The organism is Bradyrhizobium sp. LCT2, assembly GCF_009931255.1.
GTDB lineage: Bacteria > Pseudomonadota > Alphaproteobacteria > Rhizobiales > Xanthobacteraceae > Bradyrhizobium > Bradyrhizobium diazoefficiens.
In genome coordinates this window covers 1,993,934-2,018,270 of record NZ_CP034432.1, presented here as the reverse complement: position 1 = coordinate 2,018,270, position 24,337 = coordinate 1,993,934, and the positions used below count along the sequence as shown (strand labels likewise).

General features: G+C 58.9%; 25 protein-coding genes and 3 pseudogenes. 5 read left to right on the top strand and 23 right to left on the bottom strand.

Annotated elements, in window-relative coordinates; all coding sequences use genetic code 11:
- The first annotated feature begins 1 nt into the window (after nt 1).
- Nucleotides 2-550 carry a carboxymuconolactone decarboxylase family protein gene (locus EI171_RS10180; RefSeq protein ID WP_161533253.1) on the top strand — a complete coding sequence of 183 codons (549 nt, stop codon included), beginning with the start codon at nt 2-4 and terminating at the stop codon, nt 548-550.
- A gap of 220 nt (nt 551-770) precedes the next feature.
- Here the strand turns inward: EI171_RS10180 and EI171_RS10175 are convergent, their stop codons facing one another.
- From EI171_RS10175 to nifH, 7 genes and pseudogenes are all read right to left on the bottom strand, one after another.
- On the bottom strand, nt 771-1,067 hold the full coding sequence (locus EI171_RS10175) for a ferredoxin family protein (RefSeq protein WP_161533252.1): 297 nt from the start codon (nt 1,065-1,067) through the stop codon (nt 771-773).
- Nucleotides 1,068-1,105: 38 nt separating this feature from the next.
- Nucleotides 1,106-2,413, bottom strand: coding sequence for an FAD-dependent oxidoreductase (locus EI171_RS10170; protein ID WP_161536958.1), 1,308 nt, complete (start codon nt 2,411-2,413; stop codon nt 1,106-1,108).
- Nucleotides 2,414-2,424: 11 nt separating this feature from the next.
- Nucleotides 2,425-3,534 carry an electron transfer flavoprotein subunit alpha/FixB family protein gene (locus tag EI171_RS10165; protein WP_097669271.1) on the bottom strand — a complete coding sequence of 370 codons (1,110 nt, stop codon included), beginning with the start codon at nt 3,532-3,534 and terminating at the stop codon, nt 2,425-2,427.
- Between the two features lie 985 nt (nt 3,535-4,519).
- Nucleotides 4,520-4,861 (bottom strand): nitrogenase stabilizing/protective protein NifW, encoded by a 342-nt coding sequence (nifW, locus tag EI171_RS10160; protein ID WP_097669272.1) that lies wholly within the window; start codon nt 4,859-4,861, stop codon nt 4,520-4,522.
- A gap of 475 nt (nt 4,862-5,336) precedes the next feature.
- A pseudogene (nifV, locus tag EI171_RS10155) lies at nt 5,337-6,543 on the bottom strand (homocitrate synthase).
- Nucleotides 6,544-6,823: 280 nt separating this feature from the next.
- Nucleotides 6,824-7,615 (bottom strand): nitrogen fixation protein NifQ, encoded by a 792-nt coding sequence (locus EI171_RS10150; RefSeq protein WP_161533251.1) that lies wholly within the window; start codon nt 7,613-7,615, stop codon nt 6,824-6,826.
- 148 nt (nt 7,616-7,763) lie between these two features.
- Entirely contained in the window at nt 7,764-8,648 is an 885-nt protein-coding gene (nifH, locus tag EI171_RS10145; RefSeq protein WP_097669307.1) for a nitrogenase iron protein, read from the bottom strand.
- 398 nt (nt 8,649-9,046) lie between these two features.
- On the opposite strand from nifH, the gene EI171_RS44635 reads away from it, so the two are divergent.
- The 3 genes and pseudogenes from EI171_RS44635 (at nt 9,047) to EI171_RS10135 (ending at nt 10,838) form a co-directional block, all read left to right on the top strand.
- A complete protein-coding gene (locus EI171_RS44635; RefSeq protein WP_202633241.1) occupies nt 9,047-9,256 on the top strand; it encodes a hypothetical protein in 210 nt (69 codons plus the stop codon).
- Nucleotides 9,257-9,266: 10 nt separating this feature from the next.
- Nucleotides 9,267-9,627, top strand: a pseudogene (locus tag EI171_RS10140) (arsenate reductase family protein).
- A gap of 467 nt (nt 9,628-10,094) precedes the next feature.
- Nucleotides 10,095-10,838, top strand: a complete 744-nt coding sequence (locus EI171_RS10135) for an OmpW family protein (protein ID WP_161533250.1) — start codon at nt 10,095-10,097, stop codon at nt 10,836-10,838.
- A gap of 431 nt (nt 10,839-11,269) precedes the next feature.
- On the opposite strand, the gene EI171_RS10130 is transcribed toward EI171_RS10135, so the two are convergent.
- The 14 genes and pseudogenes from EI171_RS10130 to EI171_RS10065 form a co-directional block, all read right to left on the bottom strand.
- Nucleotides 11,270-11,617: a ferredoxin gene (locus tag EI171_RS10130; protein WP_161533249.1), complete on the bottom strand. Its 348-nt coding sequence runs from the start codon at nt 11,615-11,617 to the stop codon at nt 11,270-11,272.
- A 1,391-nt stretch (nt 11,618-13,008) separates the two neighbouring features.
- A complete protein-coding gene (locus EI171_RS10125) occupies nt 13,009-13,482 on the bottom strand; it encodes a Rieske 2Fe-2S domain-containing protein (protein ID WP_202633123.1) in 474 nt (157 codons plus the stop codon).
- A gap of 585 nt (nt 13,483-14,067) precedes the next feature.
- Entirely contained in the window at nt 14,068-15,222 is a 1,155-nt protein-coding gene (locus tag EI171_RS10120; protein WP_161536956.1) for a DegT/DnrJ/EryC1/StrS aminotransferase family protein, read from the bottom strand.
- A gap of 41 nt (nt 15,223-15,263) precedes the next feature.
- Nucleotides 15,264-15,533 carry a hypothetical protein gene (locus EI171_RS10115; protein ID WP_097669277.1) on the bottom strand — a complete coding sequence of 90 codons (270 nt, stop codon included), beginning with the start codon at nt 15,531-15,533 and terminating at the stop codon, nt 15,264-15,266.
- 34 nt (nt 15,534-15,567) lie between these two features.
- Nucleotides 15,568-15,927 carry a DUF3024 domain-containing protein gene (locus EI171_RS10110; RefSeq protein ID WP_097669278.1) on the bottom strand — a complete coding sequence of 120 codons (360 nt, stop codon included), beginning with the start codon at nt 15,925-15,927 and terminating at the stop codon, nt 15,568-15,570.
- A gap of 15 nt (nt 15,928-15,942) precedes the next feature.
- Nucleotides 15,943-16,182, bottom strand: coding sequence for a nitrogen fixation protein NifZ (locus tag EI171_RS10105; protein WP_161533248.1), 240 nt, complete (start codon nt 16,180-16,182; stop codon nt 15,943-15,945).
- Nucleotides 16,179-16,493 carry a nitrogen fixation protein NifZ gene (locus EI171_RS10100; RefSeq protein WP_097669310.1) on the bottom strand — a complete coding sequence of 105 codons (315 nt, stop codon included), beginning with the start codon at nt 16,491-16,493 and terminating at the stop codon, nt 16,179-16,181. Before EI171_RS10100 ends, EI171_RS10105 begins: the two co-directional genes overlap by 4 nt.
- Before the next feature lie 357 nt (nt 16,494-16,850).
- Nucleotides 16,851-17,074, bottom strand: a pseudogene (locus tag EI171_RS10095) (4Fe-4S binding protein).
- A gap of 10 nt (nt 17,075-17,084) precedes the next feature.
- A complete protein-coding gene (gene nifB, locus EI171_RS10090) occupies nt 17,085-18,644 on the bottom strand; it encodes a nitrogenase cofactor biosynthesis protein NifB (protein WP_161533247.1) in 1,560 nt (519 codons plus the stop codon).
- 326 nt (nt 18,645-18,970) lie between these two features.
- Complete coding sequence (locus EI171_RS10085; protein WP_161533246.1) at nt 18,971-19,834, bottom strand: SIR2 family protein; 864 nt, start codon at nt 19,832-19,834, stop codon at nt 18,971-18,973.
- On the bottom strand, nt 19,831-20,055 hold the full coding sequence (gene nifT, locus EI171_RS10080) for a putative nitrogen fixation protein NifT (RefSeq protein WP_097669282.1): 225 nt from the start codon (nt 20,053-20,055) through the stop codon (nt 19,831-19,833). Before nifT ends, EI171_RS10085 begins: the two co-directional genes overlap by 4 nt.
- Entirely contained in the window at nt 20,052-21,233 is a 1,182-nt protein-coding gene (gene nifS, locus EI171_RS10075; protein WP_097669283.1) for a cysteine desulfurase NifS, read from the bottom strand. The genes nifT and nifS overlap by 4 nt, the downstream gene beginning before the upstream one ends.
- The gene (locus EI171_RS10070) at nt 21,230-21,496 is read right to left on the bottom strand and encodes a NifU family protein (protein WP_097669284.1); all 267 of its coding nucleotides are present in this window, start codon (nt 21,494-21,496) and stop codon (nt 21,230-21,232) included. Before EI171_RS10070 ends, nifS begins: the two co-directional genes overlap by 4 nt.
- 40 nt (nt 21,497-21,536) lie before the next feature.
- The gene (locus EI171_RS10065) at nt 21,537-21,857 is read right to left on the bottom strand and encodes an iron-sulfur cluster assembly accessory protein (RefSeq protein WP_097669285.1); all 321 of its coding nucleotides are present in this window, start codon (nt 21,855-21,857) and stop codon (nt 21,537-21,539) included.
- Between the two features lie 273 nt (nt 21,858-22,130).
- Here EI171_RS10065 and EI171_RS10060 point away from each other — a divergent pair, with 273 nt between their 5' ends.
- Entirely contained in the window at nt 22,131-22,721 is a 591-nt protein-coding gene (locus tag EI171_RS10060) for a hypothetical protein (protein WP_161533245.1), read from the top strand.
- A 9-nt stretch (nt 22,722-22,730) separates the two neighbouring features.
- Here EI171_RS10060 and EI171_RS10055 read toward each other — a convergent pair whose 3' ends face one another.
- Nucleotides 22,731-23,126: a Rieske 2Fe-2S domain-containing protein gene (locus EI171_RS10055; protein WP_097669287.1), complete on the bottom strand. Its 396-nt coding sequence runs from the start codon at nt 23,124-23,126 to the stop codon at nt 22,731-22,733.
- A gap of 410 nt (nt 23,127-23,536) precedes the next feature.
- On the bottom strand, nt 23,537-24,073 hold the full coding sequence (locus tag EI171_RS10050) for a hypothetical protein (protein WP_161533244.1): 537 nt from the start codon (nt 24,071-24,073) through the stop codon (nt 23,537-23,539).
- Between the last annotated feature and the right edge of the window lie 264 nt (nt 24,074-24,337).

Sequence of the window (24,337 nt, the reverse complement as noted above, 5' to 3'; positions counted from 1 at the left end):
CATGTCGTCGATCGAACAATTGAGCCACAGGATTCCCGATTTCGCGAAGGATGTCAGGCTTAACCTGACCTCCTTGGTGGCCGATGAGACGCTCTCGCCGCAACGAAAATACGGGCTGCTGCTGGCGAGCGCGATTGCCACCCGCAATGCAGCCCTGATTGCCGCGATGGAATCGGCTGCGTCCGCCGTGATGACATCTGTGGCGATCTCCGCAGCGAAAGCCGCAGCCTGCGTGATGGCAATGAACAACGTCTACTACCGCTTCGCTCACCTCGTTTCCAGCCCGGAATACAAGATGATTCCGCCACGGCTGCGTATGAACGTGATCGCCAATCCCGGCGTGGACAAGTCCGATTTCGAGCTGTGGTCGCTTGCGGTCTCCGCCATAAACGGCTGCGGTGCCTGCATCGATGCCCATGAGAAGACGCTGCGAGCGGCGGGCGTCAGTTCCGAAGCGATCCAGACCGCCGTGCGCTTTGCGGCGATCATGCAGTCAGTGGCGATCGCAATCGAGGCCGCTGGGTCCAACCCCTCTCGGGCGACGGACTGATCCTTCCTCTGTCATCCGATCGACGGGGTTGTGGCGCCACTCAGTGGCGCCGCAACCAGTCCTTCGCGGCTCCCGAACGAGCGTGACATCCGCAAGTCATGTCTTGCGCAGCGTCCCCATGAAGTATTCCAGGCGCCGAGCAAGTGACGCGGAATGCGCCACAGATACGGTAAGATCCTGTCGCCTAACGTCGGTCGCACCACGGCCCTTCGTTCCACCATCACCCAAACTTGAACAGCACTCCATATCCGCCGCGCGGATGGCTCCATTGAATGTCGCCGGTGGGCTCGGCGATCACGCGGCAGGTACCGCACTCGATGCAGCCGTCAACTGTTACCTCGACCTGGCCGTCGTCGTTGAGCTCGTAGCATCGCGCGGGGCAGGCTTTCAAAAGTGCAAGTAGCTGCGGAGATGGCCTCGTGTGCGCACGGACCTTGACGTGAGGGTGACCGACGTCGACAACATAGCGGTTGTAATACAGCTTGTCTTCGACGCGCACTGGGGGTTCGACATTCATGCTTTGGCCTTCCATTGTTGGAATTCACACTGTTGCGGTCAGCGCCAGGCTCGGGCAAAACGACAAGCATCGCCTAACAGACCTGTCCATGACCGCGCCTTCACAAAGGATTTCAGGGTCGCCTTCTCCTTCTCAGCCTTAGGCGTACCATCGACGCGCACAAAGTTTTGCATCGCCTTGGAGATGAGCTGCGGATAGGTGAGAAAGAAGTTTTGTGAGTGGGTATGCATCAGGGGCGGAAAATCCTTGTACTTCTTTAGATCTTTGATGACGAAGGAATCGTCCAGCATCTTCTTGTAGATCGACAGATTTGTTGCACTCATCGGCTCGCCGCGCGATTTCACCAGACCTATCGCTTCGGCGGCGATGCGGCCGGAAGTCATCGCGAGATTGGAGCCCTCACGATGAATGGCATTGTTGAGTTGCGCCGCATCGCCCACTACGACCCAGCCTTCCCCATAAAGCTGCGGGATCGACTTGTAACCGCCTTCAGGAATGAGATGCGCCGAATATTCCTTAACTTCGGACCCCGCTATCAGCGGCGCCAGGGAGGGATGTCTCTTGAATTGGTCTAGCAGGCCGTAGGGCGTCTGGCCCGTGCGCTGGAAGTCAGCGACGAGACAACCGATGCCGAGCGAAATGCACTCTTTATTGGCGTAGATGAAACCCATTCCGGTCATGCCGCGGGAAATGGTACCGGCCGCCTCGATCACGACGCCTTCATCGCCCTTGAGATTGAAGCGCGCCTCGATAGTCTCGCGAGGCAAGAAGTGCATTTCCTTCACCGCGAGCGCAACGTTATCGGGTGTCGGGCGCGCGCGCAGGCCCGCGCGCGTCCCGAGCAGGCCATTGACCCCTTCGGCCAGCACGACGACGTCGGCATGTATTTCTCCGTCTCGGCGATCTGTACGAACACCGACGATCCTTTCACGGTCGTCCCGTGCGAGCTCGGTGACTGTCGTCTCGCACAGCACGGTCGCGCCAGCCTCCCGCACCTTGGAAGAGAACCATTTGTCAAACTGCGCGCGTATAATCGTGTAGCGGTTCGGCCGTTCCTCGTTGAAGTCGTCCGAGCGGTAATGCATGCCGACATGGGAGCGATCGTCCATCATCCAGAACCGCTGCTCGATCAAGTGACGTTCAAGCGGCGCCTCCTCTCGAAACTCGGGGATCAGCTTTTCCATCATGTCGGCATAGAGGATGGCGCCCTGCACATTCTTCGATCCGGGATATTCGCCCCGCTCGAGCTGCAGCACCTTCATGCCGCGTTTGGCCATGGTCAATGCCGCCGCGTTGCCGGCCATACCGGCTCCGACCACGATCGCATCGAATCTCTCTTCAATCATCATCACCTCCTCTAGACCGCGATCCGGGCGCGCGAATTCGGCAAAAGCCGGGCGCGAAATGCGGTCGTCAGCGCCGGTAGCAATTGCATGGCGTCACTGACGATCGCGAGATGGGCGAAGTCGAAGATCGGAGCGTTCTTGTCAGTATTGACGGCGACGATCAGATCCGCGCCCTCCACGCCAACCCGGTGCTGGATCGCGCCGGAAATGCCGGCGGCAATATAGAGCTTTGGCCGGATGGTTTTGCCCGTCTGGCCGATTTGCCGGTCAGACGTAACCCACCCTTTTTGCACCAGAGGACGCGAGCAACCATATTCAGCGCCAAGCAGAGTTGCGAGCTCGCGCACCAACCGAAAGTTCTCAGGCGATCCCAGTCCCAGGCCGCCCGCAACCACGACATCGGCATAGGCCAGATTGGACGTTTCTGCATCGCGGTCGGGTAGGAACGACAAAACTTTTGTGACAATATCGTCTTCGACAAGGCCGAGCGGATGGACGATGATACGAGCGGCATCGCGTACGACGCGCTCAGGCATCGGCATGACCCGCGGGCGGACGGTTGCCATCTGCGGACGATAATTCAAGGTATAGATCGTGCAGAGCAGTGTGCCGCCAAAGGTCGGACGCGTCGCCGCAAGCGAACCATCGGCGTCGACGTCCAGCGCGGTGCAGTCGGCAGTGAGCCCCGTCGACAGGGTCGTCGCCACGGAACCTGCGAGATCGCGACCGAGCGTCGTCGCCCCCAACAGCAGGATCTCGGGCTTGTAGGTGTTGACGAGGTCGGTTAGCGCTTTGGTATAGGATTCGTTGCGGTAATCCGACAAAACATTGTCGCTCACGAGATAGGCCAGATCGGCGCCATAGCAAAAGGCTTCAAGCGCGGCGTTACGTGTCTGCGGCCCCTCCGGACCGATAACGACAGCGGCAAGATTCACCTTTAGCCTGTCGGCAAGCCTGCGCCCCGCACCCATGAGCTCCCAGGAAACCGGATGCACCCGGCCGCGCTCCAGCTCGACAAAGACCCAGACGTGCTTGTACGCCTTAAAGTGCTCCGGCAGTTCTTTTTTGGCTGCTGCGCGGCCGGCCGCCGCCGGCATGGCCGTTCTGGTGACATTGCTCATACTCTAAATTCCCCTCAAAGATAGGCGCGCCCGCGCCACAGGTTCGCTTTTTAGCTTCGTTAACTGAAGATCACCTTTGGTCAGCAGTGGCCGGCTGCTCTGCCCCGTCTGCTTGGTCCGACCGGCCGCACAACGGGTCGTCGCGATAGACTTACCGGTCCGGCCGGATTTGGAGAGGTCTTCCACACTGAAGCCTTCCGCGCCGGGTTCGACGAGCGCCACCGCGGCGGCCAGGGCGCCGCGGTGAACCGGTCGCTTCCATGCCTGAGTTGGCGAGTCCGTTCGCTGCGCAATACCTGCGCCTCAATTTCGGCCCAGCGGCTCCACATTGACGGTGACGACGAGGGCGATCCCGGCAACGCACCTGTCACGCAATCCATGCCGAGCCTCCAGCGCCGACAACCCGTATGGGCCGACGTTGGCCCTCTTGCTGACGCATGTTCCTATCCGCCATGAGATGGATACAAATCTGAGCGGAATCGCGGACGGATTTGATGCGGACGACGCTGTGCATACCCTCTCCAGATGTAGCGCGAACGGGCGACTTATCCATTGACCAGCATCTCACCGTCGATACGGAACTTCGACCGCGTCAAAGACCATTTCGAACGGACCTGGCGCGATCGTAGGCCACGAGATGATCCCGCAGCGCTCGGCAGGCAGTAAAAGCAGCATCATGGGTATTCCTTCAATCTCATCTCGGACGACTACCATCTGTCGGCAGCGATGAACGGATCGGCAGGACAACAGCAAGTGTCGTACCAGTTGCAAAAAACATTGAAAGTCAGTCGAAAGTAATGGTTTGGGAGACACTTGAAATAGCCGCTGATACCGTGGACACGATCAGTCCAGACATGGGTCGGGAATACGACAGGCGCCGCTCGGGTCATTGCTGCAGAGAGTTGACCCGGATAAAGACGAAGGCCCCACATCGGGTTGCCACGGCGCCCCGTCGGGCAAACCTTGCTTGCAGTGGATCGCGAGATCACTTCAGCTCGCTCAACGGGACAAAAGCCGCGGCCTTCTTAGGGTCTGCGACGGCATCCTTCAAAACCTTGAACACTCGCTGGTCGATCGGTGACGATGCCACGAAATCGGCATAGGCCTGCTCCAGCATCGCCTTGCACCGAGCCCTGATTTCCGGCTCCGCGGCACCAGCAAATTGCTCTTTGGCAAAATATTGTCCCATGCGCTTTAAGATGTGAAGGCGCGCGACATTCACGATTTTAGGGTCGTAATCGACGCCAAGCAGCGAAAAAAAATCCTCTGCCGACGAGGCCTTGCTGAGCCGATCCAGGATACCGGCTGCCGGGCATGAGTTGGTCATCGAAAATTCTCCTTCGGATTAGCTCTGGACGGTCAATGGGATGGGGTGGCGCCTGTTGACTGCTGCCGTCCTGCCCCGCAGAGCTGGTGCGCATCGCCAAAGCCTGACTCCAAAAAGCGGTGCCCTCAACTTCGCTGCCCGGATCGGCAGGTCCGCCGGTGACGACGTCAGTCCCGATGAAGATCCGGGATCAATGGCCACACCACGATCGCGGTTGACACTCGTCAGGACGGTCGCCGGACTGGAAATCAGCCGCGCGAGAAGACGCCGACTGGCAGTCCGGGGACGGCTCGCCATTGGGTAGGAGATCACAGCATGTATGGTGGAACGGCAAGTAAGATCTAGAGGTGAGATCGCGCCAGGGGACCTGACGTGCGAAAGCTCGACGCCGTTCGCGCCCATCAGCGACATCGGACACCGTCCTGGCGGCGCGTCGGTTTGCGAAGGTCGACCCAAACGCTCTGGACACGGCTTTTCATGCGGGGTGGGATGTCATGCATCCGCACACGTCGCGCCAGATCGCCGCCACGGTTTCGCGCTCGACCGGCAGCCTGTGCTCGACGGCATATTTGCGGACTTGCGACAGTACCTGTCTGGGCTTGGTCGGCGCTGGCGACGAGCTGCAGTTCATCGAGTAACGCGGTGATCGCCGCAAGTCCGGAATGCTTGCCGATCACAAAGCGGTTGCAGCGGCCAAGCAAAACGGGATCAAGCAATTGATCGGTGCGTTGATCCTTCAAAAGGCCAACGACATGAATGCCGGACCCGTGCGTAAATACATGCTCTCCGACGATCGCCTTGTTCATAGGAATCGCACGTGCGGCCGCGGCTGCTACCACCGCGGCAACGTTCTCGAGCTGCGGAAGTATGATGCCGGTCTCGCGCCCGTAGAGCTGCTTGAGTGCGACCGTGATTTCCTCGAGCGGTGCATTTCCGGCCCGCTCGCCAAGCCCGATGACGGTCACTGAGGCGTGGCTCGCGCCAGCCTTGATGGTGGAGAGCGTGTTGGCGGTTGCGCGTCCGAGATCATCGTGACCGTGACATTCGAGTTCGAGAGCGGTGGTCGCACGCAAATTCCTGACCAGCGCGTAGGTTGCGTCGGGATCGAGCACGCTAAGCGTATCTGCAACACGAAAGCGACATGCGCACACGGCTTTTGCAGTTGCCATCAGTCTGATGAGAAACTCGATGTCGACGCGGGATGAGTCCTCACCACCGACGGCGACCTTAAGTCCGCGCTCACAGGCACAGCTTACCACTCGCTCCACCCGTTCCCCCGCCAGGTCACGATGACCACCTAGGTTGGCCACGATCTGGACATCGGAGGTCGGGATCGACATATTGATCATGGACACCTTTGCTTCGATCGCCGCGTCGACATCCGATTCCCGCATCCGGCACCAGCCTATGGTGGTCAGCGGAAGATTTGCTTCGACAATGGCGCGGACGGCGGCGATCTCCTCGTTGCCCATCGCCGGCGTTCCCGCTTCGATCTCCGTGATTCCGGCCCGCGCCAGAGCCTGCGCGATCGCCAGCTTTTCCTCTGTGGTGAACGCAACGCCAGGTGCCTGCTCGCCGTCGCGTAATGTCGTGTCGTTGAGCACGGTTGGCTTGGCGCACACCTGGTCGGACCAAGACGATTTGGCGGCGGTGCTGGCGGCAATCACGCGAGAGCTCCTCATAGTTTGATCTACCTACGCTTCAGCAACCAGCATGCCAGCCCGTCGTCCGAGGAAGTCATCGACGAAGCTAACGCTTCCGTCCTCGGCGTCCTTCCGCAAATGGACTGTCGCAAATCCGACACGCTCATGAACCGGACGCCTTGCCTGTTGCTACGCCGAGTTCGAACGTTAATGTAATTGCGGCGCGCCAGGATGTGAGAATTGTCGCGGAGCACTGGGGACCGCCGCCGCCTTGGACACATTGTCACTCGCGCGCATCGAAACGGCGTCAGCCGCGCCCTCAACCTCCCGTGCGGCTTATCAAATCCGGCGAGGCTTTCTCGGATGACGGTGCGATCGCGGACCCTTGTGGCAGTTCAGATGGCCAGACGCCGGCAAGGACCGGCCGAGCCGCCTGCGGCAGAACATCGCGCCGGCGCTCGGCCATCCGGCTCTCACCGCTTTCGTCGCCGAAGCAGAGGTTGAAGTCGTCACATTGCTTGCACACGGGTGTTGTGCACATCACGAGGCCTTCATTCTCGCAAAGCATGCGGTAGAAGAAGCGCTTCCAGCGCATATTGTTGACATTGCGCGCGGCGAGCGGCGCGAAATGGCGGCTCAGCAGCCGAGAGAGTTCGCCACGATTGCGCAAGCCGAGAGCTTCCCACAGATGGTCTGGCCCAATGGCGCGGCGCGCGATCATCGCAGCCAGCCAGCGGCCGATATCCCCTTCCGTCGAGCGTTGCTTGAGCAAGAGATCACGCAGCATTGCGATCTCGTCGTCCTCTTCGCACTTGAAAGCCGAGATCTGCTCCACGAGCTTGATCTCAAGCGAGGGAAAGTACTGCTCCAGCAAGGCCGCCAGTTCAAGGCCGGACAGGCCGGCCTTCTCGGGAAGGGAGCCACCATCCATTGTGGCAGCCGCCAGGATAGACGCCAGGACATGGCGATCGAGATTGCTGTCAATGGCAATATCGGCATCTGCAGGAGGCACACCGGTGAGCAGGCGGTAGGTTGCAATTCCCCTGTGCATCTGGCCGTTGGAATCAACGGCACAAGCAGCGATGAACGGAAGGAAGTGCGCTTCGGACATAATTTTGCGGGTTTCCACAGTGGTCAGGTTTGCTCCGCCGCACCTGGTTTTGGTCAGGGTCGATCGTCAGAATGCCGGCCTCCCGGGATGGGCGGTGAGGGAGACCGGCATCCGTCGCGCGCCTTCACGAGGCCGCGACTCGCGACCTTTACGAGGCCGCGAGTTCGGCGGCGGTCTTGCCGATGATGGATTCGTCCACGGGCTTCATAATGCCATGCTCCATCAGCATGTCCTCGAGCTCGTCCATGGAGATCGGGGTCGGGATGATGCCTTTGCCGCCATTATTGTGAACCTTGGTCGCAAGATTGCGATAGTGATCGGCCTGCTTGGACTCGGGTGCATATTCGAGCACCGTCATGCGGCGTAACTCGGCATGCTGCACCACGTTGTCGCGCGGCACGAAGTAGATCAGCTGAGTGCCTAGCTTCTTGGCCAACGCTTCCGCCAGTTCCAGCTCCTTGTCGGTCTGCCGCTCGTTGCAGATCAGACCGCCCAGCCGCACGCCGCCAGAGTTCGCGTATTTCAGGATGCCCTTGGAAATGTTGTTTGCGGCATACATCGCCATCATTTCACCGGACATCACGATATAAATTTCCTGCGCCTTGTTCTCGCGGATTGGCATCGCAAAGCCACCGCAAACGACGTCGCCGAGCACGTCGTATGAGACATAGTCGATGTTCTCGTAGGCGCCGTTCTCCTCCAGGAAATTGATCGAGGTGATGACGCCGCGTCCGGCGCAGCCGACACCCGGCTCAGGACCACCGGACTCCACGCAGCGAATGTCCTTGTAGCCGACCTTCATAACGTCCTCGAGCTCGAGGTCCTCCACGCTGCCGGCGTTCGCTGCAAGGCTCAAAATCGTGTCTTGCGCCTTGGCGTGCAGAATCAGGCGGGTCGAGTCAGCTTTCGGATCGCACCCTACAATCAGGATTTTCTGACCCATCTCGGCCAGCGCCGCCAGCGTGTTCTGCGAAGTGGTCGACTTGCCGATGCCGCCCTTCCCGTAGAACGCGATTTGTCTCAGTGAAGACATTTTGCTCTCCATCAACCGATTTGCCAAAAGTTGCGCGCTTCTTGCGCGCGAGCTTGTTTCTCTCTCAGAAACGGGGGCACACGGGATCAAGGGAAGGAGCGCATCGCTCGCCTTACGCGTCGGCGTGCACTCAGCCCTCACTCAGTGTTGCTGCCGCTTATTAGCAACCGCCGTGCCAACGCTGACCGCGCTCCTTAAGCTTCTGATTACGTTTCTAAAAACCAACCAGCCGGTGAGTGATCCTGGCTGTTTTGGATCTGCGCGGCTGTCAGAAAACTAACAACGACCACAACCATCAACGCGAAATGCCGATTTGGCGGGACCTGTTCCGATGCCTTCAGGTGTGGAACGGAACTTGCCGCTCTTCTCGCAAGCCGGGCGATTTGAGGAGAGTGAATATGTCGGTCGAGCTCGAAACCTGGCGGACCAGCGGCGAGTGTTGCACATACGGTACGGCGCTTGGTGCGCTGACATTGGAGATGATCGGCAATAAATTCGAATGGGCTCCCGGAAGCAGCAGCGCCGCGCGAATCGTTCAGCTAAGCGCGTCTACATGGGTATGTCGTGGCGACAATGATCTTTTAGCAGAAGCCCGGCTGCGCCACTAACGCGCGTCAGATTCAAGCGCTGAAGTCCGCCGGTCACGACGTGATCGCCGAAGACATCTTGAAGGAGCCATGGGATGCGGAGGAATTGCGCGTTCTTCTTCGGCAATATGCCCGTCGAATCCTGGTTCAACCGAGCCGCACCCCGTATCAAGTCAGGCGAAGTCAATCCCGATACTATCGACGCGGCAATCGCACTCGCATTGATGGTAGGCGATCCGCTCCTGATACGACGACCGCTGATCGACGTAGACGGGGCACGATGTGCCGGACTCGATCATGAGCCCGTGCTGTCACTGCTTGGTGGCAAGACGCAAAATGATGTCGAGGAATGCTTGCACGAAGCAAACCGCACGCGTTGTCCGCAGAGGTGAGGAAACGGCGGAGCGCCCCCCCAAACCATCAGACGAAGCAAAGAATGACGTTTCCCACTTCCGGCTTCCTTCACGGGTAGTAGTCGACAGGACCTTCGCTGAGACGACCCGAGCGAGTGGCTGCTCCGCAAGGCGGCATCGCCCATATTGCGCTCGAATGCCGCACTTCTCGCCTATGCAGTGTGTGAGAGGCCGCCGCAGTTGCCGCCTTTATCACGCATAACCTCCGTGGCCCGGATTGGTTCAGAGTACCAAGCCGAGAGGCAGTTTTTTGAAGAGATTCGGCTTAGACGGATTCTTGAATTGAATAACGATCAGAACAGACCACCACGCTTCCCGGCCGTGATCCTTATGCAACTTAGCGGCATAATTGCGCTATGGCCGCTCCCATTTTGATCGGTATCAAATCCTTCGCCATTCCCGCTGTGTGACAGAGATCTCGCGCGGCTCTTCGCGCGGAATTTGGAATGGAGAATAAGATGAGAACAAGGACAGTTCTGACGACGGCATCGCTCCTCGCGCTCGCGACCTCGTTGGCCAGCATCTCGGTACTGGCCGCGGATCTGGGTCCGGCGCCGGTCTACTACAAAGCGCCTCCGATCGAACCCTTCAATCCATGGATGATTCGCCTGCGCGTGCTCGGCGTTTTGCCGGATACCGCAGGCAGCTCGGTCAGCGTTGCCGGGGCGCCCCTGCTGTCCTCACCAAGTTCTGGGCTTTCGATCAGCGAGCAAGCCATACCCGAGCTCGACATCACCTATTTCTTCACAAAAAACGTTGCCGCCGAACTCATTCTCGGCGTGACCAGCCATCACATCAGCGGCAATGGCGCGCTCACTGGGCTCGATATCGGCAAAGCCTGGCTGTTGCCGCCAACACTGACCCTGCAATATCACTTCACCGATTTCGGCCCGCTCAAGCCCTATATCGGCGCGGGCGTCAACTACACCGCATTCTTCAACCAATCGGCAGCCAATACGTCGCTCGGCGGTCTTGCCGTAACGGATTTGCGCATCAGCAACCAATTCGGCGCGGCGGTCCAATTCGGCTTCGATTACATGCTTGATCGTCACTGGGGCCTCAACTTTGACGTGAAGAAGCTGTGGCTGCGGCCGGAGTACTCCGCGACCGTAAACAATGCGATTGCCGTCACCGGGCGCGCCAATATCGACCCATGGCTCCTCAGCGGCGGCGTCACTTACAAATTCTGACGCTAGAACGGGACCAGAAAGCGGAATCCGTTTGATCAACCCGGACGCGGCGAGCTTATCGAGCGCGTCCCCTAACCTCACCGCAGTGCAAGCGGGGAGTGAGATGACGAGCCAACGACGCGTCATCTCGCGAGACGCGGGGAGCCATTCGCAGCATTGCTCTCGCTGTGAGCTACGGATCGCGCGGCATGGAGTGACGGTACACAAACAGATCGACCCAGCATATGATCATATTCTTCTTTCGTCGCGCATTGCAAAGGCGCCATTTGCTTATTGGGCCGGAGAACAAAGGCGGCACGCCGCGCCAAGGCAGACCGGGAGCGTGACGCCCCCGCTCAACCTCAGGCGATCCGAGCTCCGAGCGGCCAGCTCATGGATGGACAAGCCGTCCATGCTTACTAGCCCGGGCAAATGGCCGCTAAGCGAAGCCTCTAGCTTCGCTTTAGCACCATCACAAGGCGGTCGACACGTTTGCCCTGCTTGAGGTGGGAGTTTACGATTTCGTCAACGTCCTCAGGCGTGGTCGCGCGATACCAGACTCCGTCGGGATAGACGACCATCAAGGGACCACAGTTACAAAAGCCAAGGCAGCCTGCCATCGTGAAGCCAACATCGTTGAGGCCTTGCGCTTCGATCGCCTTGCCCATTCGATCCCACAGGGTTTGCGCGCCGGAGGCGCCACAACTGCCGTGCGGATGAGTTGGCGGACGCTGCGTGTGGCAAGCAAAGACATGATGCCTATAAAGTTGAGGAAGTTCGAATTCGGTTTCTGAGTTCATGCGCATACCCTGTGATCAATCGGCTTCATCTGAAAGGAGACAAGGTGTGATCACATCGCCCCCACAATCTATTATGATTGAATGCCGCATCGACCGATTAATGCTACTGATTCCCACTCGCGCTTGCGAACGCAGGCGAAATGAGCGGGCGCCATAGTTACTGTGGTCGCTGAAGATCAGCGATAGATATCTTCGCGTCCGAAGCAGCCTCCTTGATCAATTCCAACCTTCATCATCGCGATACGCATCACTTGCTCACCATCCAACTTCTCAAAAGCAAGTTGCACACCAGACGCGTAACGTTCGTTTCTGCAATGATCCCTTGCTCTGCCTGGCGCGACTCACAATTATTGCCGAGGTTGCGACAATGTCGTTCGCTTCTGTTTCGGACACGACAAACCTCGCATAGCGTTTGACCTCCCGCTTCAACCTTCGGCAGCTTGTACGCAGAATGAGCTAGACTCTCGATTATTTTTCCCAGCTCTTGCGCTATCATATCTTGGAATGAGCAGCGATCTTCATGATCTTCGTGCCGCCTATCGAGGAGCCTTGATCCTCGACGATCGCGCGGTGGATCGAGCGCTCCGTTCTGCCATGGCGTGGTCGGCTAGCCGCACCGTCCGGCGCGAGCCCACAGCATCTTTTTCGCCCTGAAGCTGGACGCTGCGTTCCGCTGCTGCCGATCTATCGTTTGCCTCAATAGACAGCGGCTGTCGCGAAGGCCCCAACGAGGCAGGGATGATCGCCGAGCCACCTTTTGGGACTGCAGACCAAGCCGGCCGCAATCCCGATTGGCAGCAACGGCAAACCGGCAACCCAGCGGTCCCAGATTGGGCCCACGCTTCGGACGATACATGTCAAGACGCGCTTGCAGCGGCAAATGCGGAACAACGAGCACGTGCTCATTAATGCATCTGCTCCTAACTGGTCCCTAGCTGACGATGGTGGCGCCATTCGCTAAGGACGTCGCACGAGCTGAGGTTTGGCATTGCAGTTGCAACGCAGGCAATAACGCCAGCTGCGCCGGCCGCCAAAGACTTCTGACACAGGATCGTCATTCCTCCTGCCTAAACGGTCCTGTCAGTCTGGGTCCCCCCAGACGATGCCCTCGGCGAACTTCCAGCCGCCGGGGGCATTTCCCGCTCGAACATACCGCCGGCAGCAGGAAGCATCTCCTGCCAGGAGGCTCGATTTTGGCGAGCTAGCGCAAGAGCAGCTTCTTGGTGCGGCGGAGGTCGCAGGGTGCAAGGCCGCAATCCGGCGGGCTGCCTGTTTTGTCTCACAAGTCAAAAGCCGTGACACGCATCCGCGCTAACGCTCACGAGTACGACGGCCTCATCCGACGGCAAAGCGCCCCAGGCAGCTTGAGCAACAGCAAAGCGATAGGCTCGTTAGTCCGGATGGATCGTGATATCCATGGTTTCGTCGCTGCCCCCGAACGGGTCGGCGAACCGATCGTCCTCCAGCAGCTTGACGCCGCATAGGCAGACGTCACCTTCGATCACGGCGAGCGCTACCGGCTCAAGCGATTGTCCATCGCAGGGGCCATCGATGCACATCCCAGTGTCGATCTCGAATCTTGCACCGTGGCGGCCGCATCTGAGAAAGGCGCGGTCCGCCGAGAAAAACGCACCGGAGCCGATGTTGAGCCAGACGCTCTCATGCGGACAACGGTTGACGTAATTAAAATAGTCGTTGCCGAAGGTGCGCACCACAATAATTGGAAACGGCCGGCTCTCGCCACTATCATCGATCTGCGACAGGCTAAAGCCCATGGCGCCACTCCGCTCGATGGCATCGGCCGGACAGACGGCGAAAACCTCGATCTGATCGCTCATCAGGTTGCGGATTATCCGTTCGCTCATCCCGGCCCCGCAGTTTCCTGCTTGAAAGCATCGATCGCAGTCCGGCTCAGCCGAAAAATCCCACGGCCACGAGCGAGCGGCCGATAAGCCGAGCTGGCACGGGCGTTGAGGACATCAAACCATTGGTTCGGCGTGAGCTTCGCCGGACGCTCGCTGATTTGGATCACCCTCCCGTTCGGACCGAAACGGACGTGGATTATGACTTGTTGCGAGTTCATACCGATCCCCTGTTTTGGTAACTTTGACGATTCCGAGCGGAAACCAAGACTGTCGACTGTGATGGGCCTGGTTTCTGGCACCTTGGCGCGTGGGGCTCAAGCCGCGCCTTGGACGCGGCGCCTTTGCTACTATCGAGCAGGTCTTCTTCGCGTTCGCTTGGAACATTTCTCTTGCGGCCTTCCCAGACGAGTACATTCCTCGAGCGGCATCCGGCGCGCTCCCGCATTTGTGTAGATCACGAGCTGCGCCCGACAACGCTGCCACAAACGACGTATCCTCGATCCCCTTGCCCATCTCTCCCGATGACAAAAACTACGATCATCGCCATTCAATCCTCGTGCTTCCGTGTGGTGGATGACGATCATCTCAGTAGATCGCTGCACCCGCACCCACGTTGATCGACGCATCTTTCATGGTCTCGACGATAAACTCGATCTGCTTGTTCGCGAGATGGGTGTGAAACGGAAGCGCCAGAGCGCGATCGGCTATTTTTTCCGTAACCAGGAAATCGCCACGCCGATAGCCGAAGGCAAAGTAGTGCCGTTGCAAATGCAGCGGTTGGCTATAGGCGGCGGATTCAACCTGTGCGTCGCGTAAATCATCGATAATGGCGGCGCGCCCCGATCGCGTGGAGCGTGTCCCCAGATGAACGAGATAAAGCAACCAGCTCACCTCGGTCACATGGAGGCCAACATAAGGCGGCTTGATGCCCTCAAATGATTGCATATGTACGCTGTAAAGCTGCTCGACCAACCGACGCCGCTCCAGGATTTCATCGAGACGCTTCAGCTGCGCCAGGCCCAAGGCAACCGTAAGATCGCTCATGCCGGCCTGGTAAGGTGCCGTGCTACCGACAACAACGGAGGAGCGCTCGTCCAGACAATGGACGCGATGGCGACGCAAGCCGACCGCGATGTCGATATCGTCGGTCACCACCATTGCGCCTTCGCCACAGGTTAGGGCCGCCGGCTGGGCAAAGTCGAACACCGCGAGGTCGCCAAACCGGCCGACGAGTTCACCCTTGTAGCTCGATCCGATCGCCTCGGTGGAATCCTCCAAAAGCAGCAACTGATGGCGCTGCGCGACCGCGCGCAGTTCCGACCATGGCGCGGGATGGCCGTTGGGATTGCCGGCGACAATCGCCCGCGTGTTGGCCGTGATGCGCTCTTCGGCCTTCGCTGGGATCAATGCTCCGGACCAATAGTCGATATCGGCAAATACCGCTCGTGCGCCTGCGAGACTGATTGCATGCGCGGTCTCACGAAAGGAGTAGGGCGAGGCGATAACTTCCTGCCCCTGGCCGATGCCAAGCGCCTTCAGCGCAAGCAGGAGCCCGATGGTACCACTCGAGACCGCAACAGCATATTTGCGGCCAAGATAGGCTGCGAAAGCGTGCTCAAACGCCTCAGTGATCTGCCCGTTGGAGATTTGCGGCGAACACAGCAGCGTTTCCACAGCAGAGAGCTCGGCGAAGGTGATATCAGGATCGGACAGTGGAACGAAAAATTCATTTCTCTCCACAGTGTGCGCGCCATCAAGCCGGTACTCTGCTAGTTCAGTGCTCACCGCCCAACATTCCTTTTGGCCAGTACGATGCCGGTGGCTCGCATCGGATCGGCCGTAATCTGCACGCAGTGATCCGATCCATCGAGGAGATGAAGGTCGAAACGAGGAAACTGCCGGAACGGCTGATCCGCTACATCCGACGCATCACAGCGCACCCAAGCAAGCTGCGGAAACCGGCGCCGCAGCTCGACAAACGGACCCATCTCGGCGCCATCGGCTGCAAGCAGCCGCTCGATTTCGATCAATTCCTCCTCGGTGAGCGCCATCGTGGCTCCTCTATGACTCGTCGAAGGTGGTTCGTCATTGCCAGAACAGACGCTCCGGATCCGCGTTCAAGTCGTCGATTGCAGAAGTCAAGCGATGGTAAAGGCTGTAAAATTCCCAGATTCCTCGCGCGTGATTCTTGCAAAACAGCTTCCAGATCCCGCTCACGGGATCATAAAGAATCAGCGCGACATCGATGAGAGCGCCATCCTTGTCGATGTTGTGCGAGCAACAGGGGCTCTCGACGAGGTAGCCGCCCCTCACCTGCGTCACGTTCGGCGAGACGTAGAGATAACGCTTGCGCGAGCTCAAGCCGCGCTCGATCCGTTTGCGATCGAGCTCGTTGGGGTGAGGCACCAGCCCGGCGTTTACCTTCCTCATCAGCGCGGCATTCATAGCGAAAGCCTCCCTTCAAAGCACTGTGATTTCTTCTTCAAGACAGCCGATGAGCAGCTGCTCACCAAAATCGACAATATAGATCGGCACGTTCGCGTCGGTATGGATAGCGACGTTGATGATCTCGCCAGTCGCTCCGGCGGCGAGCAAGACTCCCTCGGGCTCCGTATTGGGAAATGAGCGGTCGTTGACGAGGTCGACTACGGTTTTGACCCGCTGGCCCCGCCGATACTTCGGAAAGCCGGGCTCAGTCATGACTCCTCCGGCAATGGCAGATCATCGATCTCCTCGCAGGCGTCCACCGGCTCTAGTTCCTTGCGCTTCATGCCAACGCGGTAACCGCTTTCCAGAAACTCGACGCCATAGATGTAGAATTGCTGCAGGAACGTGCCGATCGAGACGACGTAACCCACCTCTCCCTTCTTGACTAAGACGTCGCCAATCTCCTTGCCGCGATAGGTGCCATCATTGCGGATGGTGCGATTGGCTCGCAGCTTTTGGCCAAAGCTGAAGACAGGCGGGTCGCTGAGCTCGACGACGTCGCTATCGCGAACAATGCTGTTCATGTACCGCTCCTCATGCATCGCTTCCTCGTAGAGATGCAGGGACGCCGCGTGGCCCACCGCAGGCGAGATCCTGCATCACTTCGTGCTCGCGCGGCATCGTCAGTCATATCGACGATCGCAGCGCTGCCTGGGAGGCCGCTCTCGCCATCGAGAAGCGCCTTTAGACCGCCGCGCAGAATGAAATGGCCCAGGGCCGTGCTGCCGACCAGCAACAGCACTATCGCAGGGCAATCCAGAGCAGTCGCCGTCCGTGAAGGGGACCGAACGTGGGCGCCTGCGACGCCCCCGACGCGCAGCACGAAGCGTGCGACGTTTTCAGCACCAGCTCTTGGCATGCCGTTCATGGGGGCTCACGCTTTAGGCTGGCGCTTGGTAGCGAGGTAAGGACGTATCAACCACGCAGGTATTGTCGAGCGGGCAGGCGGCGACACATTGCGGCTCGTCGAAATAGCCAACACATTCGGTGCATTTCGCCGCTTCAATCACAAAGTCCCCCCCTTCTCCGAGATGGCAACGTTCGGGCATAAGGGTTCGCAGGCTGAGCAGCTCGTACACTGCGAGGCGATGATCTTGAATGGCACATATTCCCCCTTACGCCGCAGAGATCAGAGCTCCTTGCCGGATCGCGGCGTCGCCGCGCGGCGCGTGCTGGATCTCCCCGCGTTTCACCTTGTCCAGATAGGATCTGAACCAGGCGATCGCCGACTGTTCAATGAACTCATGGGCGAATCGATCGACCGGCTCGATCCCCGCCTTGATCAGATTGCTTTTCGGGCAGCCGCCGATCTTGGCCACGAAGACCGCATGGCAGTCATGGATGCCACGCATGATGGCGGAAAGCCTGTCCTCCTCGCCATAACCGCCCTGGCAGTAAACGTCCACGCGCCGGTGGCCGACGAATTTGGCGCCGGTTGTAGAAAGTTCGTACACCTGAAATTCCTTTGCATGTCCAAAGTGTTCGTTGATCAACCCCGAGCCCCTGGTTGCGACGGCCACCAGAAGAGTGATCGCGCTCATCTCTCCGGCCAATTCCGCAAGCTCCCTTTGGCCGGCCGCGACTTTGGCGGCACGCTCATCCTCTACCCTGTCCTGATAAGCCTTGCGCATCTCTAAGTCATATTGGACGTCCATTTTCATGACCTGATCGGTGGTGAACTCTGCGCTGCGATCCTCCCCGAGTAGACCGACCGCATCGGCGCGGCACTGGCGGCAATGCCGCATCATGTTTATCTTCCCTTCACAAGCATCTTGCAGCGTCTTCAATTCCTGCGCCGTCGGTCCGCGCTGACCGTTGAGGCCAAATACTGTGCCGTGCTCGGGCGCGGAGATCAGCGGCATGATATTATGAAGGAAGGCACCGCGCGACTTCACCGCCTTGTTGACCTCGACCAGGTGGTCGTCGTTGATGTTTGGGATCATCACCGAGTTGACCTTGCACAGGATACCTCGTTCGCTAAGCATCTCGAGGCCTTGCAGCTGGCGATCGGTGAGTATCCTTGCCGCGTCGATGCCGGTGTAGCGCTTGTGGTTGAAGAAGATCCACGGATAGATCTTGGCGCCGATTTCGGGATCGACCATGTTGATGGTGATGGTGACGTGCTCAATTTTGGACCTGGCGATGGTATCAATATAGTCCGGCAGAGCCAGTCCATTGGTTGACAGACATAGCTTGATGTCGGGAGCCACCTTGGCGACCAGCTCGAACGTTTTGAACGTCTTTGCTGGATTGGCCAAGGGATCGCCGGGACCAGCGATGCCAAGCACCGTCATCTGCGGAATGGTGGTCGCGACCGCGAGCACTTTTCTTGCCGCCTGCTCAGGGGTAAGCTTCTCGCTCACCACACCCGGACGCGATTCATTGGCGCAGTCGTATTTTCGGTTGCAGTAATTGCACTGGATGTTGCAGGCTGGCGCGACCGCGACATGCATGCGGGCGTAATGATGATGCGCTTCTTCGCTGTAACAGGGATGGTTCTTGACCTTTTCCCAGATTTCGGTCGGCAGATCGGCTTGGCCGGCCCGCGAGCCGCAGCTCGCCTGCCCGGTCGTGGCCGAAGCGCAACAGCCCTTATGCTCGGCGGCGGGCTGCATCATCTTGCCGTTATCCACTGCAGCTTTGACATATTTTCCGCGTCCGACGACCGCGTTCATTTTCATTTTCCCTGCAGGCATCATCGGCCTCCCAGGACCATCCGTGAGCGAGCCTCAAGCAGCTGAGTAGCAACTTGCATGCCATGGCGGAGACGATGAAATTGCAGCCATACGCCAACGAGTTAGCGGAAACGATCGGCGCTGGCGCATGTAAGAACAGTAATGATGCGCGTGTTGACGATGCGACAGGTACGTCGTCATTCTCACGCAGAGCTCCATGACTTGCGCATTCATTCTCGCGCCAAGCTCGCCGGAACCCGACTCCATCTGAACGGATTTTCTCGCTATGCCGATACGAGCTGGGGGATGCGGGCTTCAGAAGGCCACTAATGGGTCAGCAGTATCTCAACCGCGCGAGGGAGCCCAATCGCAAGCGGCGTCAGGCCTTGCTCGAGTAGAAAGCGGAACTCATTGCGAGAGAGCGCGTCCGGATCAACGATCGCATAGTGGGTGTCGGCCGAGCGCTTGATGATCTGCCGCGCATAGCTACGCAACAGCTGGTCGTTGAAGCGACAGCCGATGAAGAGAAAGGTCTGTCCGGTTCGCCTTTCCTTGATGATGTCCGGAATTGGCGTCTGAATGTCGATTTCGGTCAACGCCTCGACATAATCAGCGTCGGAGACAAGGAATTTGTTGGCCGGCTGCACGCTGCCATGCGGCTTGTACAGCACCGTCGCCCAGCTGCCGGCCACGGCACTGTCGACCTCTTGGCCAACCGGATCGTAAAAGCGATACCAGCGATTCTCGCCAATACCTGCGCGGGTGATACCCTGCACTTCGCCCCATCCATCGCGCTTACCCAGCGCCGCGCGCATGGCGTCATCATACCACGCGTCTACTATGACGGGCAGCGACAGGGACGCAAGATGATGGTGCAACCGCGTCGGCTCGACTGGCCGAGCGAAAGCCTGTGTCATCAATGCGGTCACGGCGGACCGATGTTTGCTGATCTCGATATGCTGCGCCGACGCCCACGCATTGCCCCTAGCCCGCCGCGGCAGCGGAACCTTGCTGGCGAAGAAGCCGGCCAATGCCTCTGGTGTGGTCGGCACATCGGATCTGCACAGTTCGGCGAGGCCAGGACCGAGATAGGGAATAATGCTGGCGGCCCTCAGGCCGGCAGCGATGTCCACGAGAGTGGCCTTTGCATCGGCCGCATGGACAAAGTCGATCTGCGGGGGCGCCTTCACGGATCGTCCCCTTTCTCGCCTCGTTTTTTAGCGTTGATTGTGATCGGTAACCGTGTGTCGCTCGCCATCTCGGGCAAATCGAGCACCCAGCCATTGGCTACTTTGATCCAGCCGCCCCATAGCGTCTCGTACTCGGATTCCACGATTGGCTCTTCGAGATCCTTTTTTGGCACGTAGATCGACAGGCCCGCGTCCGGAGACCGGCGGATCATGATTTTCACGAGGTCAACTCCCCGACTGTGACGCAGGAGGTGGCGCGCAGGCGAGCCACGATGTCGGAAACTGCGCACACGACCTCATCGACCTCCGCGAGGGAGGTTTCACGCGACAGAGAAAAGCGTACCGCGCCGCGCATCCGCCACGCCGGCACCTGCATGGCACGCAGAACATGCGATGGCTGCATTGAGCCGGAGTTGCAGGCTGATCCGAGCGACACGGCGATGCCCGCCCGATTGAGATGGTGGGCGATGGCTTCGCCTTCGAGATGGTCGAAGGCAATGTTGGCCGTGTTCGCTAACCGATTGCTGATATCGCCGAGCGAAACGCACTCGCCATTGTGCAAAATTCCCTGCTCGAGGCGGTCGCGCAACGCGCCAATGCGAAGGCGCTCCGGTTCGAGCCGCTCCGCCGCAAGCTCGGCAGCCTTTCCCAGGCCGACGATGCCGGGAATATTCTCAGTCCCGCCGCGGCGCCCTCGTTCTTGTGATCCGCCGCAGATCAGCGGCCGGAATTTTGTCCCTTTGCACAAATATAGCGCGCCGATCCCCTTGGGACCGTGCAGTTTGTGGGCGGATAGCGACAGCATGTCGATCGCACTGTCCTTTAGGTTGACGCGCACCTTACCGATGGCCTGGACCGCATCGGTGTGAAACAGCGCGCCCGCCTCACGGGTCAACCCGGCCAGAAACTCCACAGGAAACATCGTTCCGGTCTCGTTGTTGGCCCACATAACCGAAGCAATCGCTGTGCGTGGCCCGAGCGCGCAGCGAAACGCCTCGATGTCGAGCCGGCCGCGGGAATCTACGGGTACGATGTGCGTCTTGACTCCTTTGGTCGCCAATTGCTCGGTTAGCGCAAGAACGGCGGAGTGCTCTACCGAGGTCGTGACGATCTCGTCGCGGTCCTCCTGCGTCGCAAGCGCAGAGAGGACCGCGGCATTATTGGCCTCGGTCCCTCCCGAGGTGAAAACGATTTCATGATCGCATGCGTTCCCTAGCAGGCCCCGCAAGCTACGCCGGGCCTGCCTCAGAGCGACTGCGACCTCGCTGCCAAAGGCGTGCGTGGACGAGGCATTGCCGAATTGCTCGGTGAAGAACGGCAACATGGCTTGCACGACGGATGGATCGGTCCGCGTCGTTGCATTGTTATCGAGGTAAATCGGCACTCGATTTTCGCTCAATCCACTGCCTCGGCTGCAGCAGCAACGGGGATTAGTTTATCGACCAGCCGCGCCTGAATGCCTTCCAGCGTCACGCTCGAAAGCTTAGAGAACATACAGGCACCGGTTAGCCTGACCATAATCCTGCCATCGATGCCGATCCTCTGACAGTCGCCACCGTCGCGTGGCAGATTGGGTCGGATCTCTTCGAGAGCGCCGCGAATACGACGCGCTCGGTCTGTCGCAGTGCACGATAATTGCCTCAGTTGTTCTTCGGCCTGCATGCTTCGATGTCTCCTCCTCATCAGCTGAACGATTTTTTCATCAGCTGAACGATTTTCCGCAGGAGCAGTTCGCGGTGGCGTTCGGGTTATGAAAGGTAAAGCCAGAGCTCTCCAGTGCCATCACGAAATCGATGGTCGTGCCGACCAGATGCTCGCGGCTCTTGTTATCGACGAACACCTTCAGCCCGTCGCGTTCGATCACGGTGTCGTCAGGCTTCGGTTCCTCGGCCAGATCCATCTTGTATTTGAATCCATTGCAGCCGCCTGGTTCGATCATAACGCGCAGACCGCCGGTCGGGTGGGTCGACGATGAAATCGCGCTCTTGATTGCATTCACTGCGCTATCCGTCAGATTGATCACGGCTTATCCTCATCAGCTTGGATTTAGCTGCCAAGGGCAAGTCACGTGCCAGCGTGCAGACGCTTGATGCTGCTCACTTTTTCGGATCGCGCCTGTTGGCTTTGGAACCGGTGTCGGGTTCCTGACGAGGTTACTTTCGGCGATCGCAGCCCACTGACGCGTTTTCTTTCTAAGCTACGCCGAAGGCCGCTACACATGCGACGGCAAGCAATTTGCATCGCATCCGGCACCGGCCAAGGCGTCGGTGAAGAGCTTAGATCGAGGACGACATTAATGACTGTAATCGAGAACACCGCACTCGGCAGACTTGAGAAGGAGGGCCGCCTGCTCAATGCCGTACTCAAAGGCGGGACGACCAAGCCAGGCCGGTTCGGCTTTCGCGGCGACGTCGCACTAAAATTCCAGACTCAAGTCGCGGACGAGAAACGGCCGCCGGACTATTCGATCGAGCAGGTGTTGACAATCGCGCAGGACGGAGAACGGACTATTCCGGTGCTGGCCGGCTACCTGCACTCCTTCGCGTATCTTGCTGACGTCGCGACCGTCCTTGACGGTGCCTTAAGCCCAAACGGCAGCTACTTCATGTTCTGCAACAACATAGATTTGCTAGCGAAATACCAAATCAAGCTCGGTGATATCAATTTCCTCGTCCTACCGTGCGATGAATCCACCGTTTGGAAGGAGATGATGGATCTGGTCGGGCTCAACAAGGACGACATCAAGAAGCTCGATCCGGGCGGCAAGCTTGATTGCCTCCTCGATGCCGCAAGGGATCTCGATCTGTCCTATGAGGAGATCTCGTACGACGACGGGCTAAAGAGGATAGAGCCCGTGAAAAACCGCAACGAGAACCGGCCGGTCTGAGCGCGGTCTTCAGTTGTTGGGCGATGCATCGTCTTCGACAAGACGCACGCCGAGGACACAGATATCACCATCCAGAACTGCCAACGCGATCGGTGTGAGCGCTCTACCTTGACATGGACCTTCGACGCACCGCCCGGTGCCGAGTTCGAAGGTCGAACCGTGCTTGCCGCACATCAGCCGGATACCGAATGGATCGAGGAATTCGTTCCGCTCCCAGTCCAAATTGACCCTGTTGTGCGGGCATTTATTGACATAGCCAAGCACCTTTTTGCCCCAGCGCACCACAATGATGGACCACGGCCGGTGAGTGCCGTCGTCATCGACGACCATAAGATGAAATCCCATAGCCTGGCGGCTCGGAATGTGGTTAAAGCCGCAAATCGCATAGATGGCATCTGGCTGCATTCATCGCTCGTTTATTGCAAGACGTTCTTCACTGTCGCTGTGCAAACAATCCTGCAAGAACCGTACAAGTGCCGGAACGGCTCGCGTTTCTGACAATCCAACGCAAGCTTCGCCATTGCCGCACACCTCATTGGCCCGGGCGCATAATTCAGACCAATTCGCACGAGCATTGAGCCTTGTTGACCTTTCCATGCTAGCTGCGCAGCTGCAGCTTTCGCGCTCCAACTTTTCTCAGCTAAACGCGGTGGCTGGTCGTTGCTGCTCGTTGATCGCCACGCTGTGGAAGGCCCGGTTACGATGCCCTCGGATGGGGTATCCCACCGCGGCATCGCAAGTGCCTTCGCAGAAAGGTTGAACGCTCGCTTCCAGCCAGTGAGGGGCGCACGCGGCGAGCGTGTGCCTCCTTTAGGCTAAGACCGTTGCGCCCGCGCGTGGAACGGCGAAATGTCCGTCATTTCAGGCCCGGTGCTGCTATTGCAGCCACTGTGCTCCACGCTCAGCCCCATATGAGCGCGCTCCAAGTAAAATGAAGGGTTATCGTCCGAGGAATCCGTCTCGAAGCATCCCTCAGTATCGATATCACTGCCTTCAGCTTTCGAAAGATACTTCGTAGGCCTGTCGACCCGCTGCCACGGAAACCAGAGAGCATGGCGCCGTTGTTTCGGATGACGACTCACCTGGCTCCATGCCTGCAACTGTTTCCGCAAGGCGGAGGCTATCTCCGCCTTCTCCCGATTCATTAGCTTGGCCAGCGCTTGTGGAGCAGAACTTCCGCTCGGTGCTTTTGCCGCGTGCTCGAGGCGTCCGCAAACTCGCATACGCAATTGCACCGTCCATCCAATTCCGGCAGCGCCATCCGGTCCCCAGTGGAGAATTGCGGAGGACACAGGTGCCGCCATCACATGCACTTCAACGCGATCGGCAATGATCGGGCAGACAATGTCCACGCCCGGCGCACCGCGGCCGATTTACGCTCCTGCCCATCCCGCAACCGGGCACGCCACAGGATAAGATGGGCACCATTGGCTCCGCAGGAACGTCCCTACTTCGGAAACCAGCAATTCGCAATCTATGAAGACCACGAAGGCAGTTTGATCACCCGCCCAGCGTAAAGGCCAGGGCGCTTTCGCGATAACGTGGACCCTGCGATAGGAGAGCGATTAGCGAGCGGGGCGCCACTCAGTCGGTATGGCTTGCCTCGGGACTAAGCA

Coding starts and splice junctions, on each gene's coding strand:
- EI171_RS10180 (WP_161533253.1), top strand. CDS start 2: ATGTCGTCGATCGAACAATTGAGCCACAGGATTCCCGATTTCGCGAAG.
- EI171_RS10175 (WP_161533252.1), bottom strand. CDS start 1,067: ATGAATGTCGAACCCCCAGTGCGCGTCGAAGACAAGCTGTATTACAAC.
- EI171_RS10170 (WP_161536958.1), bottom strand. CDS start 2,413: ATGATTGAAGAGAGATTCGATGCGATCGTGGTCGGAGCCGGTATGGCC.
- EI171_RS10165 (WP_097669271.1), bottom strand. CDS start 3,534: ATGAGCAATGTCACCAGAACGGCCATGCCGGCGGCGGCCGGCCGCGCA.
- nifW (WP_097669272.1), bottom strand. CDS start 4,861: ATGACCAACTCATGCCCGGCAGCCGGTATCCTGGATCGGCTCAGCAAG.
- EI171_RS10150 (WP_161533251.1), bottom strand. CDS start 7,615: ATGTCCGAAGCGCACTTCCTTCCGTTCATCGCTGCTTGTGCCGTTGAT.
- nifH (WP_097669307.1), bottom strand. CDS start 8,648: ATGTCTTCACTGAGACAAATCGCGTTCTACGGGAAGGGCGGCATCGGC.
- EI171_RS44635 (WP_202633241.1), top strand. CDS start 9,047: ATGTCGGTCGAGCTCGAAACCTGGCGGACCAGCGGCGAGTGTTGCACA.
- EI171_RS10135 (WP_161533250.1), top strand. CDS start 10,095: ATGGAGAATAAGATGAGAACAAGGACAGTTCTGACGACGGCATCGCTC.
- EI171_RS10130 (WP_161533249.1), bottom strand. CDS start 11,617: ATGAACTCAGAAACCGAATTCGAACTTCCTCAACTTTATAGGCATCAT.
- EI171_RS10125 (WP_202633123.1), bottom strand. CDS start 13,482: ATGAGCGAACGGATAATCCGCAACCTGATGAGCGATCAGATCGAGGTT.
- EI171_RS10115 (WP_097669277.1), bottom strand. CDS start 15,533: ATGGCGCTCACCGAGGAGGAATTGATCGAAATCGAGCGGCTGCTTGCA.
- EI171_RS10110 (WP_097669278.1), bottom strand. CDS start 15,927: ATGAATGCCGCGCTGATGAGGAAGGTAAACGCCGGGCTGGTGCCTCAC.
- EI171_RS10105 (WP_161533248.1), bottom strand. CDS start 16,182: ATGACTGAGCCCGGCTTTCCGAAGTATCGGCGGGGCCAGCGGGTCAAA.
- EI171_RS10100 (WP_097669310.1), bottom strand. CDS start 16,493: ATGAACAGCATTGTTCGCGATAGCGACGTCGTCGAGCTCAGCGACCCG.
- nifB (WP_161533247.1), bottom strand. CDS start 18,644: ATGAACGCGGTCGTCGGACGCGGAAAATATGTCAAAGCTGCAGTGGAT.
- EI171_RS10070 (WP_097669284.1), bottom strand. CDS start 21,496: ATGCAGGCCGAAGAACAACTGAGGCAATTATCGTGCACTGCGACAGAC.
- EI171_RS10060 (WP_161533245.1), top strand. CDS start 22,131: ATGACTGTAATCGAGAACACCGCACTCGGCAGACTTGAGAAGGAGGGC.
- EI171_RS10055 (WP_097669287.1), bottom strand. CDS start 23,126: ATGCAGCCAGATGCCATCTATGCGATTTGCGGCTTTAACCACATTCCG.